This is a genomic window from Candidatus Binataceae bacterium (genome assembly GCA_035508495.1).
GTDB lineage: Bacteria > Desulfobacterota > Binatia > Binatales > Binataceae > JASHPB01.
In genome coordinates this window covers 22,421-40,334 of record DATJMX010000035.1, presented here as the reverse complement: position 1 = coordinate 40,334, position 17,914 = coordinate 22,421, and the positions used below count along the sequence as shown (strand labels likewise).

Here is a 17,914-nt window from a genome sequence, read left to right as displayed (position 1 = left end):
GATGAGTATCGACGTAACGATGCCGCAGATGGGCGAGAGTGTCGTTGAAGGCACGATCTTGAAGTGGCTGATCAAGGAAGGCGATGTCGTCACCGAGGATCAGCCGTTGGTCGAAATCTCGACCGACAAGGTTGATACGGAGATCCCCTCACCGGGAGCGGGACGAATCGCGAAGATTGTCGCGCGCGAGGGCGAGACGCTTCCCGTCGGCGCCAAGCTCGCGGAGATCGAGCCCGCCGGCGCTGCGAAAGCGCCCGCCGCGCCCATGCGCGCTGAAGCTCCGGCGCCGAAGCCCGCGGAGCCTGGCGCCCAACCCAAGCCGCCGCTCAGCGTGGTGCCGAAGCCGCAGCCTCAGCCTGCGCGCGCCGCTGGGGCCGTCGAAGAATCAGTTCCGCGTGTGCAAGTTTCGGCCGCCCCCGCCAGCGACCATCGGCGATATTCACCGGTGGTGCTGAAGATCGCGGCCGAGCAGAATATCGACCTTGCTCGCGTACCGGGAACGGGTATCGGCGGACGTGTGAGCAAGCGCGACGTCGAAAAATACATGGCAAATCTCCGCAAGGACGGCGCTCCCGCCGAGCACGCGGTGTCGTCCGCCGGTGCAGCGCAAGCCGCTGTTGCGCAACGACCGGCAGTGGCGGCGGCGCAGCCCGCATCGCGACCGGCTGCGGCAGCCGCAGGCGCATACAACCCGCCCATTTATCAGCCGCACGAAGGCGACGTGATCGAGCCCTTCACGCGCCGCCGCAAGCTCATTGCGGAGCACATGGTCTACTCGAAGACGCACTCGCCGCACGTCGGCACGGTCGCCGAGGTGGATCTGACGCGTGCAACGCGATTTCGCGCCGAGCATAAGGATGACTTCCAGCGCCGCGAGGGCTTCGCTCTCACGATGCTGCCGCTGGCGGCCTACGCCACGGTCCGCGCGCTCAAGGAATTTCCGCGGATGAATGTCTCGGTCGCCGGAGATTCAGTGATCCTGCGCAAGCAGATCAACCTCGGAATCGCGATGGATACCGACGAAGGTCTGCTCGTGCCGGTGATCAAGGCAGCGGAAGGAATGTCGCTGACGGGAATCGCGCGCGAGATGGAAAATCTGCGCCGCAAAATCGCCGAAAAGAAAATCACCGCCGACGATCTCGCGGGCGGCAGTTTCACGCTCTCCAATCCCGGGCGCGAAGGAAACCTCTACGGCTTCGCGATAATCAATCAGCCGCAGGTCGGGATACTCAGGATGGGCGAAGTGAAGAAGCGTCCGGTCGTGATCGAAGTCGACGGCGCCGACGCGATCGTGATCCGCACGATGATGTACCTCGCGCTGTCATACGATCATCGCGTAGTCGACGGCGTCCTCGGCAACCGCTTCCTCTACCGCACCGCCAAAATCCTCGAAGAAGCCGACTTCGAGTTCTGAGTCTTGATCTCGCGCAATGATGGCACTCGAGTAGAAGCGTCAGGCGCTCAAACTTCCCTTCCCGTGCGAAGGGAAAGAGGGTTAGGTCGATTTTTTCTGAAAGCGCCGCGATCCCCGGAATCCAGACAAACGACCTAACCCCTGACCCCTTCCCGCACGCGAAGGGGAACCAGAAAACCGACGCGATCGCGATTCCGTAGCGGCGATTGATGGATGCGACTTCGCCGATGCATTGCGTGGCGATCTCGCGGTCAGTCGTCGATCCGGTTGCGTGTGGGCGCGTGGTCGTGAGAAATACGTCCTTGCGGCTCTGAGCGCCGCATCGTTTTCAGCGCAGGGGCGTTTGTCCTTCAATGGCTAGAGAGAACGGGTTGGCTGCGAACCCCGAGGCTGCGCGGCTGGTCGAAGACGCGCGCCATCGCAATAATTGGAAGCTGTGGGGACCATATCTGCCCGAACGGCAGTGGGGCACCGTTCGCGAAGATTACTCGCCGACGGGCGATGCCTGGAATTATTTTCCTCATGATCACGCTCGCAGCCGTGCCTTCCGATGGGGCGAGGATGGCCTGCTCGGTCTCTGCGATCGGCTGTGCCGCCTGTGCTTTGCGACCGCGCTGTGGAACGGCCGCGATCCGATCCTGAAAGAACGGCTCTTCGGCCTCACCGGCCCCGAGGGCAATCACGGCGAGGACGTCAAGGAATGCTACTACTACCTCGACGCGAGCCCGACGGCGTCGTACCTGCGCGCGCTCTACAAGTATCCGCAGCGTGCATATCCCTACGATCAAATCGTCGCGGAGAATCGGCAGCGCACGCGCCTCGATCGCGAGTACGAGCTCGTCGATACCGGGGTCTTCGACGACAATCGCTACTTCGACGTCTTCATCGAGTACGTCGAAGCGAGTCCCGAGGATATCCTCGTCAAGATCACCGCGCACAATCGCGGACCCGAAGCGGCGCGCCTCGATATCATCCCGACGCTATGGTTCCGCAACACCTGGAGCTGGGGCCGCGACGGCGATACCTACTGGCGCAAGCCCGCGATCAAGCGCACATCGCCGTCGACGGCGCGTCTGGTTCACGAATCGCTCGGCGGTTATATCTTCCAGGCCGCGCCGGCCTCGGACGGAACGCGCCCGCAATTGCTGTTCACGGAGAACGAGAGTAACAACGAGTTACTGTTCAAATCGCCGAACGCGAGCCCGTATGTAAAGGATGCGTTCCATCGCTACCTGGTTCATGGCGAGCGCAGCGCGATAAATCCCATGGGCGTTGGAACCAAGATGGGCGCACTTTACAGCTCGACGGTACCCGCTGGTGGCGAGCAAATCGTCAGGGTCCGATTCTGCGACTCGAAGTCCGTCAGCGAGATCGAAATGAATCGCGGCTTCGATGAAATGATCGACCAGCGGCGCGCCGAACTTGACGAATACTACCTCGCGCTCAAGCACGAATACGGAAAGCGCGTTATCAACATTCCCGTCTTGCAGAACAACACCACGACTGAACCGGCCCAACTCGGTGAGGAGTTCTTCACACCCGACGAGGACCTGATAGTGCGGCGCTCGATCGCGGGGCTCATCTGGACCGTGCAGTTTTATCACTACATCGTCGAGGAATGGATCGACGGCGATCTGTCCACGCCCACACCGCCCAAGGATCGCAAGCGCGGACGCAATGCCGACTGGCGCCATCTGCATAGCCTCGAACTGATCTCGATGCCCGACAAGTGGGAGTATCCGTGGTTTGCGGCGTGGGACCTTTCGTTCCACATGATGCCGTTCGCAGTATGGGATCCGAAATTCGCGATGCATCAGATCGAGCTGATGCTGCGCGAAAACTACATGCATCCGAACGGCCAGATTCCCGCCTACGAATACAACTTCAGCGACGTGAATCCACCCGTCCAGGCCTGGGCCGCGTACCGCATCTACAAGATCGCGAGTCCGCTCGGCGGCGCCGATCGCGTTTTCCTGTCCAAGGTGTTTCAGAAGCTCCTGCTCAATTTCACCTGGTGGGTGAACCGCAAGGATCCCGAAGGGCGCAATCTGTTTTCGGGCGGCTTCCTCGGCCTCGACAATATCGGCCTGTTCGATCGCTCTCGGCCGCTGCCCGGCGGCGGCCAACTCGAGCAGGCCGACGGCACGGCCTGGATGGCGTTCTACTGCGCCTCGATGCTGTCGATCGCGCTCGAGCTCGCGTCCGTCGATCCCGCCTACCAGGACATCGCTTACAAGTTCCTCGAGCACTTCACTACGATTATCGAGGCGATGCACGGCGAGGGCACCGATGCGCTGTGGGATGAAGAGGACGGATTTTACTACGATCGGTTAATAGCGGGCGGGGTGACGTTCCCGCTCAAGATTCGCTCGATGGTCGGCATCATCCCGGTGCTGGCGGCTTCTGTCGTCGAGACTGGGATGATCGAGAAGCTGCCCGAGTTCTACGAGCGCGTGCAATGGTTCCGGCAGCATCGCAAGAACCTTTCGCGCCACTTCCAGTTCCGCGAATCGACCCATCCCGCGGGCACGCTGCGCGGGCTTATTGCGCTGCCCTCGAGCGAGCGGCTGGTGCGCGTGCTGCGCTACGTCCTTGACGAGAACGAGTTCCTGTCGCCCTACGGTGTGCGGTCGCTCTCGCGCTACCACAAGGACCATCCCTTCGAGTTGAATATCGAGGGCCACGTTCATCGCGTGCAGTACCAGGCGTCGGAGTCAGACTCGGGACTTTTCGGCGGCAACTCGAACTGGCGTGGCCCGGTATGGATGCCGATTAACTATTTGTTAGTCGAGGCGCTCGAAACCTATCACCTGTTTTATGGCGATACGCTTAGAGTCGAGTGCCCAACCGGCTCGGGCGTGATGATGACACTGCGGCAAGTCGCGGCCGAAATCTCGCGGCGCCTGGCGAGCCTGTTTCTGCCGGACAAGAACGGGCGACGCCCGTGTCACGGTGACGATCCCCGCTACATGAACGATCCGCACTGGAAGGACCTCGTTTTGTTCTACGAATACTTCGATGGCGACACGGGCCGCGGTCTCGGCGCGAGTCATCAGACCGGATGGACGTCGCTCGTGACGCGCATGCTGCGGCGCGGCACCGAGGAATGGCAGCGTTACCAGTACGAGGCGCAGGCCCAAGCGCCGGGCTACGTAACGGTCAAGGCGTCGTAGCAGGTGCACGATGAAGGCGATGGCGGTAGAGAAGCCGGCGCCGATAGAATCCGGGCCCCTCAAGCTCTTCGATCTGCCGATACCTGAGCCCGGTCCACATGAGCTGCTGATTCGAATCAAAACCTGCGGTGTGTGCCGCACTGATCTCCACGTATGCGAGGGTGATCTGCCGCCGCGCATTTCGCGCGTCGTGCCGGGGCACGAGGTCGTCGGCATCGTCGAGCGGCGCGGCGATGCGTGCACTCGGCATCAGGTTGGCGCGCGCGTCGGAATCGCGTGGCTGCGCGAGACCTGCGGCACCTGCATTTACTGCCAGCGCGGCCGCGAGAACTTGTGCCCCAACGCGCGCTTCACTGGATATGACCATGACGGCGGCTATTCGGAGTGGGCAGTCGTCAACGAGAACTTCGCCTACGCGCTCCCCGATCAGCTCGGCGACGATGAAGCCGCGCCGCTTCTGTGCGCGGGAATCATCGGCTATCGCGCGATCAAGCGCGCCGATATCAAGCCCGGATCGACCGTGGGACTGTATGGCTTCGGCGGCTCGGCACATCTGGCGATCCAGGTGCTCAAATATTGGGAGTGCCGTGTATTCGTAATGAGCCGCGGCGGGCCTCATCGCGATCTCGCCGCAGACCTTGGTGCCGAGTGGATCGGCAACGCGGAGGATCGGCCGCCATCACCGCTCGACGCCGCGATCCTGTTCGCACCGGCAGGTAATCTCGTGCCGCCTGCGATGGAAGCGCTCGATCGGGGTGGAATCCTCGCCGTCGCAGGAATCTATCTGAGCCAGATTCCGCCGCTCGATTACGAAAAGCATCTCTTCTATGAGAAGGAGCTTCGCAGCGTCACCGCCAACACGCGCCAGGACGCCGAGGAATTCCTGAAAATCGCCGGCGAAATCCCGATTCGCACGCATACCGTGCCGTTCGGTCTCGAAGAGGCCAACATCGCACTCACGATGCTCAAGCACGACGAAATCAAAGGCGCCGCCGTGCTCCGCGTCTCCTGAACTTTTCCGTGGGCCGAATCCGATAAATAGCCTCTCCCGGTGTGTGGCTTCCGCCTGCGGTTCCAGCCGCCGGAGAGGCTATTTTCGTGGTCGCATCGACACGAGCAACTTGGAGTATCGTGATCGTAGCGGAGGCTAAGATGACTGCATCAGCCAGTCGCGATAGTGAAGTTCTGATCGTTGGAGCAGGTCCCACCGGTCTCGTGCTCGCGCTGTGGCTCACGCGCCTGGGCGTGCGCGTTCGTATCGTCGACAAAACGGATCAGCCCGGAACGACGTCGCGTGCGCTTGCCGTGCAGCCGCGCACACTCGAGTTCTATCGTCAGTTTGGATTTGCGGACGCGGTCGTCGCGCGCGGCCGCGCAATCGGCGCCGTCAATCTCTGGGTGTCCGCGAAGAAATCGGCGCACGTTCCGATTGGTGAGATGGGCAAGGGCCTCAGTCCATATCCGATGCCGCTGATATATCCGCAGGACGAGCACGAGCGGATGTTGATCGATCGTCTGCGCGAGCTCGGCGTCGAAGTGGAGCGACAAACAGAGCTGATCGATTTCGACGACGAAGCAGACGGCATCAGAGCGCGTCTGCGCGGTCATGATGGCGCCGAGGAAGCATACCGCGCGGCCTATATAGCAGGATGCGATGGCGGGCATTCCACCGTGCGGCAGAAGCTCAGGATCGGATTTCCCGGCGGCGCGTATGACCATCTGTATTACGTGGCCGACGTTAACGCGCACGGGCAGGTGCTTAACGGCGAGATTCACGTCGGGCTCGATCGCGAAGATTTCCTGGCCCTGTTCCCGTTGAAAGATGAAGGATGCGCGCGCCTGGTCGGTACGGTGCGCGACGACTTGCACGGTCGCGAGGATCTCAGCTGGGACGACGTCCGCACGACGGTCGCGAAGTGGATGCGAATCGAAGTCGAGCGCGTGAACTGGTTCTCGACGTATCGCGTGCATCATCGCGTCGCGAATCATTTCGGCGTGGGACGTGCGTTTATTCTCGGCGACGCGGCTCATGTGCATAGTCCAGTCGGCGGACAGGGGATGAACACCGGTATCGGCGATGCGGTGAATCTCGCGTGGAAGCTCGCCTCTGTCCTGCGCGGTCGCGCGGATGCGGATCTGCTCGCGACCTACGAGCCGGAGCGCATGGCGTTCGCGCAGCGCCTGGTCGAGACGACCGATCGCGCATTTACGGGCGTCGTCAGTTCGAGTGAGATCGCGTTGCTGTTTCGATTGCGGCTGGTGCCGCGTTTGTTGCCCGGACTCCTCAGGATTCCCGCTGCGCGGCGGTTCTTCTTTCGGACCGTGTCGCAGACGGGTGTGAACTATCGCCGCAGCGCGCTCAGCGTCGGGCATCTTGGCGATGTTCAAGGCGGCGATCGATTGCCGTGGGTTCCGACAGATTCGAGCGATCCCAAAGATGATAACTTTGCGCCGCTTAGGTCGCTCGATTGGCAAGTTCATGTTTACGGAAAGGCGGCGTCCGAGATCGAACAAATTTGCGCCGAGCGCAAGCTGGAGCTGCACGTGTTTCCGTGGCGCTCGGCGATCAAACGCGCGGGCCTTAATCGCAATGCGATATACCTGCTGCGCCCCGACGGCTATATCGCGATGGTCGATGCGGAAGCGAAAGCCGCGTCGATTTCCAAATACCTGGTTGAGAAAAAGATCGCGCCGCTTAGATGAGCTCAGCCGCATAGCGCGGACGCACCCTTATCGCGCGCAATCGAAGCGCAAGTTTTGCTTCATCTGGAAGGCCGCTTTCATTAGGTTCATTGACCCATTCGGTCCGCGCTTGATACGCTCGGCCTAGAAGTCGTTCGACCGAATCGTGCGAGGGCAGGGCATCAATGGCTGAAGCAAAAGAGGCTCAGGCGCTTTCCAAGGGCGAAGAAATTCTGCTCGGCGATACCGCCGTTTTAACCCGCCTCGACAAGGCCGTGGCGTGGGCCCGCAAGTTCTCGATTTTCCCGTATCCGTTCGCGACGGCGTGCTGTGCAATGGAATACATGTCGCTCTCGATGACGCCCTACGATATCGATCGGTTCGGCGCGCTCCTGCCGCGGTTCACTCCGCGTCAGGCCGATTTGCTGATGGTTATCGGCACGGTAACGGTGCGCCAGGGACCGATCCTGAAGCGCGTTTACGATCAGATGGCCGAGCCGAAATGGACGATGGCGTTTGGTGCGTGCGCATCGACCGGCGGATTCTACGACAACTACGCAACGCTGCCGGGTATCGACCGAATCGTGCCGGTTGACGTTTATGTCCCCGGATGCCCGCCGCGGCCCGAGGCCGTGCTCGACGCGCTGATGGCGTTGCAGCGAAAAATCCAGGGTCAGAAGCAGAAGCTGCTCGGACTCGGACCCAAACACGAAGCGGCCTGACGCTCGCTCGGGAATCAAATTCAGATGGTACGGATACTGACCCGCTGGCTGGATATCCCTGATCTGCGCAAGCTCGACGTTTACCTCGCGAACAACGGCTACCAGGCCTCGCGCAAGGCATTCTTCGACATGACGCAGGACGACATTATCAACGAGGTCAAGAACTCGAACCTGCGCGGACGCGGCGGCGCGGCGTTTCCGACTGGCACCAAGTGGAGCTTCATCCCCAAGGATTCGAAGAAGCCGGTTTACGTTTGCGTCAACGGTGATGAGAGCGAGCCGGGCACGTTCGCGAATCGTTATCAGTTCGAAAACGACCCGCACGGCGTGATCGAAGGAATCCTGATCGCGTGCCGCGCAGTCGGCTCGCATACCGCGTACGTTTACATGCGCGGCGAGTTCACACAGCAGAAAAAGAGCATGGATGCGGCGCTCGCCGACGCGCGCGCCAACGGCTACGTCGGCAAGAACGTGATGGGCTCCGGCTACGACGTCGACATCTGGACGCACAAGGGCGCGGGCGCATACGTATGCGGCGAGGAGAGCGCGCTGCTCGAATCGCTCGAGGGTAAGCGCGGCTATCCGCGCAACCGCCCGCCGTTTCCTGCGATCGTCGGCGCGTTTGGATGTCCAACCGTCGTCAACAACGTCGAGACGCTGGCGAACGTCCCGCATATCATCAATCGCGGCGCCGACTGGTACAAAGCAATCGGTCCCGAAAAGAGTCCCGGCACGAAACTCGTCTGCCTGTCAGGCCATATAAACAAACCCGGGCTCTATGAACTCGTCATGGGCACGCCGATCAAGGACATGATCTACGACATCGGCGGGGGGATGCTGGGCGGCAAGATGCTGAAGGGTGTGGTTCCTGGCGGATCGTCGTTCCCCGTCCTCAACAAAGAAGAAGCTGAGCGGGCGCTGTTCGATTTCGATTCGATGCGCGCGATCGGCTCGGCGATGGGCTCTGGCGTCGTAATCGTGATGCACGAAGACACGTGCATGGTCGATATGCTGCGCGCGACTGCGCACTTCTATCATCACGAATCGTGCGGACAGTGCACACCATGCCGCGAAGGCACGGGCTGGATCGAAAAAATCATGACCGAGATGGAAGCCGGGCACGGCAAGATCGAACAGCTCGACCTCCTGTGCAACATCTCGGACAACATGGTCGGCAACACGATATGCGTGCTCGCCGACAGTATCGCGATGCCGGTGAAGAGCTACGTCACCAAGTTCCGGAGCGAGTTCGAAGAACACATCAAGCTGGGCCGATGCCCGTTCAAGTCCCCGGAAGGCAAGGCGCAGGCGGCCTAGCCGGCGAGAGTCAGCGATGCCCAAGCTCACGATTGACGGTAAGGAAGTTGAAGTCGCGGACGGCCTGAACCTTATTCAGGCCGCTGAGAAAGCCGGAATTGAGATTCCGCACTACTGCTATCATCCCGGGCTTTCGATTCCCGGCAACTGCCGTATGTGCCTGGTCGATGTCGAGAAGGCGCCGAAGCTGCAGATCGCCTGCAACACACGCGCGGCCGAAGGAATGGTTGTGCAGACCAAGAGCGCCAAGGCCCAGACCGCGCAGAAGGCCGTGCTCGAGTTCCTGCTCATAAATCATCCGATCGATTGCCCGGTCTGCGATCAGGCGGGCGAGTGCAAGCTGCAAGACTATTACATGGACTACGATCGGCAGGCCTCGCGCTTTCCGCTGGAAAAGAAAGTGCACAAGGGCAAGGCGATCGACATCGGCTCCGACGTCATGCTCGACCAGGAACGATGTATTCTGTGTGCGCGATGCACGCGGTTCTTCGATGAGATTACCAAGACAAGCGAGCTTGCGATCTTCGAGCGCGGCGATCACAACCGTATCGAGATCAATCCGGGGCAGCCGGTCAACAACAAGTACGCCGGCAATGTGGTCGATATCTGCCCGGTTGGCGCGCTCACTGAGAAGGATTTTCGCTTCCGGATGCGCGTGTGGTACCTCCATCGCGCGCCCTCGGTATGCGGCGGATGCGAGCGCGGATGCTCGATCGACATCCATCATCATCGCGGCCGCATCTACCGTTACAAGCCCCGCTACAACCCCGACGTGAATAACTACTGGATGTGCGATGAAGGCCGCCACGGCTTTCCGAGCCTCCAGCAAGAGACGCGGTTGACGGTCCCGCTCGTGCAACAGAAAGACGAGCTCGTCGCGGAGAGCTGGGGCGAGGCGGTGCGCCGCGCCGCGAGCATTATCAAGAATATCGGGAGCGAGAAGGGCGCCAACGCGATCGGCGCGGTGATCGACGCCCAATCGACGAACGAGGAAGCGTTCGCGATGAAGAAGCTGATCAGAGATACGATCGGCTCCGACCGGATCGCGACGTTGTCATGGTCGCCGCCCGGCGCCAGTGGCGACGACAACTTGTTGATTCGCGCCAACAAGAATCCCAATACGCGCGGGCTGAAAGCGCTCGGATTGCCGGACAGCGGCCTCGATGCGCTTACCGACGCGGTCGCATCGGGTGAACTGAAGGTGCTGATCACGCTGCGCGCGGACCTGGTGAAAGCGATGGGCGAGGCGGAGTTCATGCGCCGCTTCGGCGCGCTCGACTATCTGCTCGTGCTTTCGACCGACGCCAACGAGACTTGCCAGATGGCCAACCAGGTGTGGCCGATCGGCGCGTATCCCGAGATTGATGGCAGCTTCACGAATTTCAAGGGCCGCGTGCAGCGCATCCGCGAAGCCTTCCCGCCTCCGGGCGAAGCGCTCCCGGCAGTCGAAGTGATCGCCCGCTTCGGTCACGCACTCGACGGCGTGGATCGCGCCAAGTCAGCGTCGACGATCTTCACGCAGATGGGCGCGGAAGAGCCGGCCTTCGGCGGCCTCAGCTTCGACGCTCTCGGCGAGCACGGCCTCGATCTGGCCGCGCAATAGGCGGCTTGATCGCAAGGCGTTCGTCCTGTGCGGCGGGCTGGCTCGAGACCTTCGGCTAGTGGGTGGTTGCGATCGAGACGATTCCGCCAGGCACGCCGATCGTGTTGTTGCCTGCAGGTGGATTTGGAGTAAGTGCTCCGGTATCAGGAGCGATTGTAAACATCGCAATCGTTCCTTCAGTGAAATTCGCCGCGTAGAGGAATTTTCCCGATGCATCAATGGCGAGCGAGGACACATCTTTAACGCCCTGCGTTACATCGGAACCCCACGTCAGCAATCCGTTCGCGTCGATAGCGAATTCGGAAATCTCTGCGCCGCTGGATGGGCCCGCTGCGGTATAGAGAAAGTGGCCGCGCGGATGAACCACCAGGCCGCTGATTCTGAAAAATACTGCGACGAAATAGGCGGCGTCACTGCACCGAGAAGCGAGACCGTGAGAGGCGGATTAATCCCGATCTCGAATACGGTGTCGAGATGCGGGTCGCTCACGTATGCAACCGCTAGCGCAGGATGAAATGCCACCTCCTCGGCATCTGAGGACTGCGTGGAGAGCAGCAAATTCCCATTTGCAGTAAGAGAGCAATTGCCGCCGGTCGTGAATTCGTACGCTTGCTGATCATCGCGGCGGGTGACCAGCACCACCGATCCGGCATTTGGTTGCACCGCGATTGCGAATGCTGCACCCGGGCCGACCGCTGTATCGCCCAGCGCCGTCACGGTGCCAGTATGCTGTCCGATTGAGTAGCGCGTTATCCCGTGAGTTTCAGTTACGTATGCGCATCGCCCCGGCGGGTCGAGCGCTATTCCAGCCGCTGAGCCAGCGCCACCGGCAACCAAGACCGGCTTGTTGAGCCGAAAGATCTTGCCCGAATAAATGCTATCGCCTACGTCGAGGCTATCAAGGGACGAAGGGCCGCCGTTGGCTCCGACAAGCATCCCATCGAAGATAAACTCGTTGCTGGGATGGATTGCGATCGGGCCGCAAATCGCGCGCGGAGATTCAACTTGAAATTGGTTTACATACGAGCGCGAGCCCGTCGAGCTGTTGATCGACAGCTCATAGATAGAGTCTAAATTTGAGCTGGAGACGTAAAGGAATTCGCCGCTGAGCGCCGGGAGGCCGTTGGTGGGCCACATCCTGCAGCCGCGGCCGCCAATCCCGTGCTAATCGCCAAAAGGACAAGACCTGAACCGAATCGACCGCTGCACGAGCACCTCATGACTGGCTCCTCCTCAGTCAGGTATAACGCTCTCTAGCAGGCAGACAGCGGGTGTTTAGCAGATACGGTTGGTCATGAAAAACTCCCGTGAAGAGGTCCTCGGAAGAAAGATCGGGGAGTAACGAACGCCAGCTATCCTTTGCAATTGAAGCGGAAGGCCGATTTGCCGCTCTTGATTTGATCGATCCGCGTCTTGATCTTCGGCGCGATCGGCACGTTGGGGTACGCGTCGACGAAGCTCTGCAAACCCGCCGCGGTTTTATCGGCATCGTCGCACGAGCAGATCCCCGACTGGAGCTCGGTCTCGATACTGTCGATCTCGCCCTGCGCTTCTGACTGGTACGCATCGGGATACCCGGTCCGGAACGCGAGCCATTCGCGATAGAGCTCGGTGATCTTCTTGCCCGCGAAGTTGGTGCAACCCGACTCTTCGTCGCGCTGCTTGATGTAGGACGGGAAGGGCCCGTTCCCATCAGGCTCGGTCTGCGCGTAAACGTCGAAGAACGCGCGATCGGCCTTGATGCCTTTCTTCTTCGCAAGCGCCTTGAAGTAATCGACGCTGGGCCGCACAACGGAATTCTCGTTCGCTTTGCGCACGACGATGAAGCCCTGCATCTCGCGTTGGGCCTTTTGGTAATCGGCCTCGCTCAGCGAGGGCAGGACGGCTTGCAGATGTGAGGTCGTCTGAAAGCCGGCTTCGAATACCGGCTCGATCGATTGGCGGCGGCGGGATTTCTGCAACGCGGCGAGCGCGTCAGCATACGACTTGACGCTATCGGGAATCTCCTCGGCGCGCACCGCTGCGATCGATCCCGCAACGAGCAGGATCGCGATTGCATATTTGAATCGCGAAGGGCGGGGGCACGAGGCAAACATCTGAGGCCGCGCCCGATCGGTAGCATCGGGGCTCGCCCGAGCGCAACCGCATTCGCCAAAGGGGGGATGCGAAGGTGGGCGCGGCCTCAAATCTTGCGCATCACTCCTCGCAGGGCCTGAACACGATCTCCACGTGGTCGAGAAAGTCGAGCAGACCGCTAGCGAGCGTCGTGATCGCGCCATCGTCGCCGGCCTTGGCTGCGTCCTCCAGTTTGCGGCCGACGTCGCTCATGCGATCGAAGCCGTACGCGCTGCCTTCGCCCTTGATGCGATGGGCGGTGCGCCCGATCTCGGCGTAGTCGTGTGGCACGGCCCCGTCGCGCATCGCTTCGAGCTCGCCGCGCTTGCGGGCGAGAAATCCGGGGACGAGGTCGCTAAGGTCCTCATCCACTTCGATCGTGATTCGTTCAACCATCTAAGGCTCCTTGTTGAGCGCCTTCCGGGGCCGCTTTCTTTTGCAATGCAACCGCGTCGCGAATCGCCTTCAGCAACGTCGCTTTCTTGACCGGTTTGGAGACGTGGATGTCGCATCCAGCTTCGTGCGCGCGGCCCACAGCCTCGCCCAGCGCCGATGCGGTCAGAGCAACGATCGGCACGCGCGGCGCGCTATGTTCGCACTCCCACTGCCGGATCATGCGAGTCGCGGTGAAGCCATCGATCACCGGCATCTGGATATCCATCAGCACCAGGTCGAAATGATCGGTGGTCGCGCGATTGAACGCCTGCTGTCCGTCTTCGACGGCGACCACCTGGTACGGCGTCTTGCGCAGATAAGCTGCGACCAGCATCCGGTTGTCGGCGGAGTCGTCCGCAACGAGGATCTTGAGCGGGCGATCGATTATCAACGAATTGTCAGTGACACCCCGACCGGAGTTGGCGTCATGCTTGTCGTTGGTCGAATCGCCGCGCTTAAGGGCGGTATCCACGATTGCGAGCAGCTCCTGACGCTTTACCGGTTTGGTGATGTAGTTCTCGAGTCTGCTCGATTTCAGCCGCGCGATCTTCGAGGTCTGGTCGTCAGTCGCGAGCGTCAAGATGAGCGCGGGCTTAGGGCCGTCGATCGCCTGGAGCTGCCGCGCCAGTTCGAGTCCGCCCGCCGGCACGATCCGTCCATCGATAACAACGATTGCATAAGGATTTCCGAGCAGCCGCGCGCGCTGGATCATCTCTGCCACGCGTCCGGAGCCGTCGATCTCGGAGACCTGCGCGCCTTCCGCGCTCAGAATCGCAGCGGTAGCGGCGCTCGACGCCACGTTTGAATCGGCAATCAGCACGGCGAGACCTTCCAGCTTGCGCGGCGATGTCCCATTGACGATTCTGCTGGCCGGGTAGCCAAACCTTGCAGTGAAAGAGAACCGGCTCCCGCGTCCCGGCTCGCTCGTGACTTTCACGTCGCCATTCATCATCGCGACCAGGCGCGCAACGATCGTTAGTCCAAGACCGGTGCCGCCATAGCGGCGCGCAGTGGACGAATCGGCTTGCGTGAACGGCGTGAAAATCGAGTCGATCTTTTCCGGCGGGATTCCAATTCCGGTATCGGATACCGAAAAGGCCAGCGCGCCCGGATCTTCCGATGAAGAATCGAGGTCAACACTGACCACGACCTCGCCGCGCCGTGTGAACTTGATCGCGTTACCCACGAGATTGATCAGAATCTGCTGCAAACGCAGCGGGTCGCCCACGACTGTTTGAGGAATCGACGGCGAGATTCGTCCTATCAGCTCGATGCCTCGCTCGTGTGCGCGAATCGCGAGCGCTTCGAGCACTCGCTCGGTTAGTTCTTCGGGGCTGAACTCCACGCTCTCGAGCATCAGGCGTCCACTTTCGACCTTGGCGAGATCGAGGATGCCGTTGATCAGTTCGAGCAGGGCATTGCCGTTGCTCATCACCGAATTGAGGAAGCGGCGCTGCTCCAGGCTGAGTTCGGTTTCCGCGAGCATGTCAGTCATGCCGAGAATCGCATTCATCGGTGTGCGGATCTCATGCGACATACTGGCAAGGAATTCCGACTTGGCGTGCGACGCGGCCAGCGCCTTCTCGCGCGTGGCCTCAAGCTCCTGCTGCGCCTTCTTGGCGGCGGTGATATCGCGCGCAAACGACACGATGCAGGGCGCGCCATTGATTTCGAGGATGACGGCCGAGGTCAGCGAGTTTATGACGGATCCGTCGCGAGTGCGGATCTCATGTTCAAGCTCGCGGATCTCACCGTCGCGGATCAGCCGTTTCTGGAACTCAGCCTGCAAGTTGTCGTCGAGCCAGAATCCGAGTTCCTGCGAAGTATGATCGAGGATGTCCTCACGCTTGATGTTGTTCCGTTCCAGTATCACGCGGTTCACGTCAACGAACTTGCTGTCCGAGAGGCGAACGATCGAGATGCCGTCGAAACTCGCATCCAGCACCTTGCGTAACGTGAGCTCGCGCTCTTCGAGCCGGCACTGGGTTTCCTTGAGCTCCGTAATATCGCGCGCGATCGAGACCACGTAGGTTTCGCCGTTGAAGTCGACGGCAGCAGCAGACAGCAGCGCCGGCATTATCGTTCCATCAAACCGATAGAACTCGCATTCGAGGTTGCGCACGATGCCGTGTTCATCGACGATCTTGCGGAACTCGGCGCGACGCTGAGCGCTGACCCACGCCCCGTCGGGTCGCGAACAAAGGCGCATGAACTCTTCGTGATCGACGCCAGGTCGGCTTAAATCCGCGTTGAAGTCGACCAGCGTCCCATCAGACTTGCGCTTGACCACAACCTGATCAGGAATCGCGGTCAGGATCGTTCGCAGCATGGCCTCGTTCTCAGCGAGCTTCTGGTGAGCGCGCTCGCGATCGGCGACGAGCTGCTCGCGGATTCGAATTTCCTCATCGAGCCGCTGATGATGACTATGAATGGCAGCGAGCTGCGCGTCTTCGGCGCTGCGGAAGTTATTGGCAACGCGCACCGCCATATTCGCGACAAATGCGGTCGTCAGGACGCTTAGCCAGTGAAGCGCGATGTCGGGATCGGGTGACGGGTTGCCGACCGTGATGCCGAGCATCGCCAGCAGCCCAATTACCGTGATACCGAGTTCCCATCCCGGCTCCCACGGCACGAGTGTCGCGGTCCCGAACATCCCAAGCATCGCGGTGATGAGCACCTGGTCGCTGGTGCCGACGCGTCGCGAGATGAGGAACGCGTTGAAAATCATCCCGGCGCTGATCGCGAACGAGAGTTGTCGCCAGTAACCGCGCCAAGCCCTGACCGACGTAATCAGAATCGCAAGCAGTCCCCCGGCGATCGCCATGATGAAAAACTGCGACGTCTCGGCGAACTCGGCTGGATCGGCGCGTGCGATCAAAGCATTGACGCATTCGAATAACAGGATCGCGGTCGCGCCGACCCGCAAAAGCCGCGCCGTGCGGAGTTGGACGCCTCGCGGCTCATAGATCGTTTGCCGCGAGATGTAACGATTGCGACGTGCGCCCGATGAAAGTCCGCCGTTCGAATGCGGCCGAACGTGGACGTGAGGATAAACGGTAGGAGACATGGCGCTGCTGCTTTGAAGCTCTAATCGAGAGCACGCGAAGTGAGCGGTGCCCCGCATGAAAAGCAACCGGAGTGCCCATGCTTTGCGGCGGGAGAGTCGGGCGATGCCTTTCTTTAGGCGGCTATCGCACGCGAGAGGCGCGCATCGACGGCGGCGCCGTCGCGAAATAGGGCCAAGCTATCGACAGAGCGATCGAAACTGATACGTCGCCGACGCAGAGCGATTACGACTGCTCGAGCGCCGCGCTCAGGTCCTCGATTAGATCATCGGTCCCTTCGAGGCCTACTGACATTCGGATCAACGCGTCGCTGATACCTGCGCGCGCGCGATCCGTCGCGGACATTCCTGAATGAGAGGTTGCGGCCGGGCGCGTGATCAGAGATTCGACGCCGCCGAGGCTCGGCGCGATGATCGGAATCGTGAGCGCGGAGAGGAAGCGCTCCGCGGTTGTCAGGCCGCCGCGCAGTTCGAAACTCAGCATCCCGCCGAAGCCGTCGAACATCTCGCACGCGCGCAGGTTCGCCGGATGACTCTCGAGGCCCGGATAGTTGACGTGAGCGACTTTCGCGTGCTGCTCGAGGAAGCGCGCAATCTTGAGGGCGCTCTCATTCTGATAGCGCACGCGAACCGCGAGCGTTTTGAGCCCGCGCTCAAGCAGGAAGCAGGCATGCGGATCGAGCGGCGCGCCGGTGTGATCGAGCACGCGTTTGACTTGCTTCACCAGCGCGGCGCGTCCGACCACGGCGCCCGCGACGATATCGCTGTGGCCGTTCAGATATTTCGTCGCGCTGTGCAGTGAAATATCGAAACCGATCTCGGGCGGGCGAAAATTCAGCGGACTTGCGAAAGTATTGTCGATGATCGAGACCAGCCGATGTGCGCGCGCAAAATCAACCGCGGCAGCAAGATCGCCGATCTGCATCAGCGGATTCGAAATCGTCTCGACGTACAGCGTCTTGGTGTTAGGGCGGAGCATCTCGCGCCAGCTCTGAGGCTCATCGGGATTGACGAAATCGACCTCGATGCCGAGGCGCGGAAAGTCCTGTGTCAACAAATCGTGAGTGCCGCCGTAGAGGCAATCCTGCGCGAGCATATGCCCGCCGCCGCCCACCAGCGCGAGCAGCGTGGACGTGATCGCCGCCATCCCGCTGCCCGTCACCAGCGCGGCCTCGGCGCCTTCGAGCGCGGCCAGCCGCGCATGCAGCACGGCGTGATTGGGCGTGTTGTTCAGCCGGATGTACTTGATGTCGTGGTAGTCGCTCTCCCCGGAGTACTCGAAGGTTGACGACTGGAAGATCGGCATCGCGACGGCGCCGCCGATCCGCGGCGAGGCTTCCCCGGCGTGGATGAGCTTCGTCTCGATCTCATTCATTCGTCGCATGCTGG

13 protein-coding genes are annotated in these 17,914 nt (G+C 61.1%); 7 read left to right on the top strand and 6 right to left on the bottom strand.

Annotated elements, in window-relative coordinates; translation table 11 throughout:
- Nucleotide 1 precedes the first annotated feature (1 nt).
- The 7 genes from VMA09_11670 (at nt 2) to VMA09_11640 (ending at nt 10,911) form a co-directional block, all read left to right on the top strand.
- On the top strand, nt 2-1,414 hold the full coding sequence (locus VMA09_11670; GenBank protein HUA34257.1) for a dihydrolipoamide acetyltransferase family protein: 1,413 nt from the start codon (nt 2-4) through the stop codon (nt 1,412-1,414).
- Nucleotides 1,415-1,767: 353 nt separating this feature from the next.
- Nucleotides 1,768-4,587 carry a hypothetical protein gene (locus VMA09_11665; protein HUA34256.1) on the top strand — a complete coding sequence of 940 codons (2,820 nt, stop codon included), beginning with the start codon at nt 1,768-1,770 and terminating at the stop codon, nt 4,585-4,587.
- 19 nt (nt 4,588-4,606) lie between these two features.
- The gene (locus VMA09_11660) at nt 4,607-5,599 is read left to right on the top strand and encodes a zinc-dependent alcohol dehydrogenase family protein (GenBank protein HUA34255.1); all 993 of its coding nucleotides are present in this window, start codon (nt 4,607-4,609) and stop codon (nt 5,597-5,599) included.
- Nucleotides 5,600-5,739: 140 nt separating this feature from the next.
- Nucleotides 5,740-7,290: an FAD-dependent monooxygenase gene (locus tag VMA09_11655; GenBank protein ID HUA34254.1), complete on the top strand. Its 1,551-nt coding sequence runs from the start codon at nt 5,740-5,742 to the stop codon at nt 7,288-7,290.
- A 164-nt stretch (nt 7,291-7,454) separates the two neighbouring features.
- Entirely contained in the window at nt 7,455-7,991 is a 537-nt protein-coding gene (gene nuoB, locus VMA09_11650) for an NADH-quinone oxidoreductase subunit NuoB (GenBank protein HUA34253.1), read from the top strand.
- Nucleotides 7,992-8,015: 24 nt separating this feature from the next.
- Entirely contained in the window at nt 8,016-9,308 is a 1,293-nt protein-coding gene (gene nuoF, locus VMA09_11645; protein HUA34252.1) for an NADH-quinone oxidoreductase subunit NuoF, read from the top strand.
- Between the two features lie 16 nt (nt 9,309-9,324).
- Entirely contained in the window at nt 9,325-10,911 is a 1,587-nt protein-coding gene (locus VMA09_11640) for a 2Fe-2S iron-sulfur cluster-binding protein (protein ID HUA34251.1), read from the top strand.
- A gap of 55 nt (nt 10,912-10,966) precedes the next feature.
- Here the strand turns inward: VMA09_11640 and VMA09_11635 are convergent, their stop codons facing one another.
- The 6 genes from VMA09_11635 to VMA09_11610 form a co-directional block, all read right to left on the bottom strand.
- Nucleotides 10,967-11,278, bottom strand: coding sequence for a beta-propeller fold lactonase family protein (locus VMA09_11635; GenBank protein HUA34250.1), 312 nt, complete (start codon nt 11,276-11,278; stop codon nt 10,967-10,969).
- On the bottom strand, nt 11,182-12,048 hold the full coding sequence (locus VMA09_11630) for a hypothetical protein (GenBank protein ID HUA34249.1): 867 nt from the start codon (nt 12,046-12,048) through the stop codon (nt 11,182-11,184). Before VMA09_11630 ends, VMA09_11635 begins: the two co-directional genes overlap by 97 nt.
- A 215-nt stretch (nt 12,049-12,263) precedes the next feature.
- Complete coding sequence (locus VMA09_11625) at nt 12,264-13,007, bottom strand: hypothetical protein (GenBank protein HUA34248.1); 744 nt, start codon at nt 13,005-13,007, stop codon at nt 12,264-12,266.
- Nucleotides 13,008-13,107: 100 nt separating this feature from the next.
- Nucleotides 13,108-13,422 carry an Hpt domain-containing protein gene (locus tag VMA09_11620; protein HUA34247.1) on the bottom strand — a complete coding sequence of 105 codons (315 nt, stop codon included), beginning with the start codon at nt 13,420-13,422 and terminating at the stop codon, nt 13,108-13,110.
- Entirely contained in the window at nt 13,415-16,528 is a 3,114-nt protein-coding gene (locus VMA09_11615) for a response regulator (GenBank protein HUA34246.1), read from the bottom strand. Before VMA09_11615 ends, VMA09_11620 begins: the two co-directional genes overlap by 8 nt.
- A gap of 223 nt (nt 16,529-16,751) precedes the next feature.
- Nucleotides 16,752-17,909, bottom strand: a complete 1,158-nt coding sequence (locus VMA09_11610) for a PLP-dependent transferase (protein HUA34245.1) — start codon at nt 17,907-17,909, stop codon at nt 16,752-16,754.
- Nucleotides 17,910-17,914 lie beyond the last annotated feature (5 nt).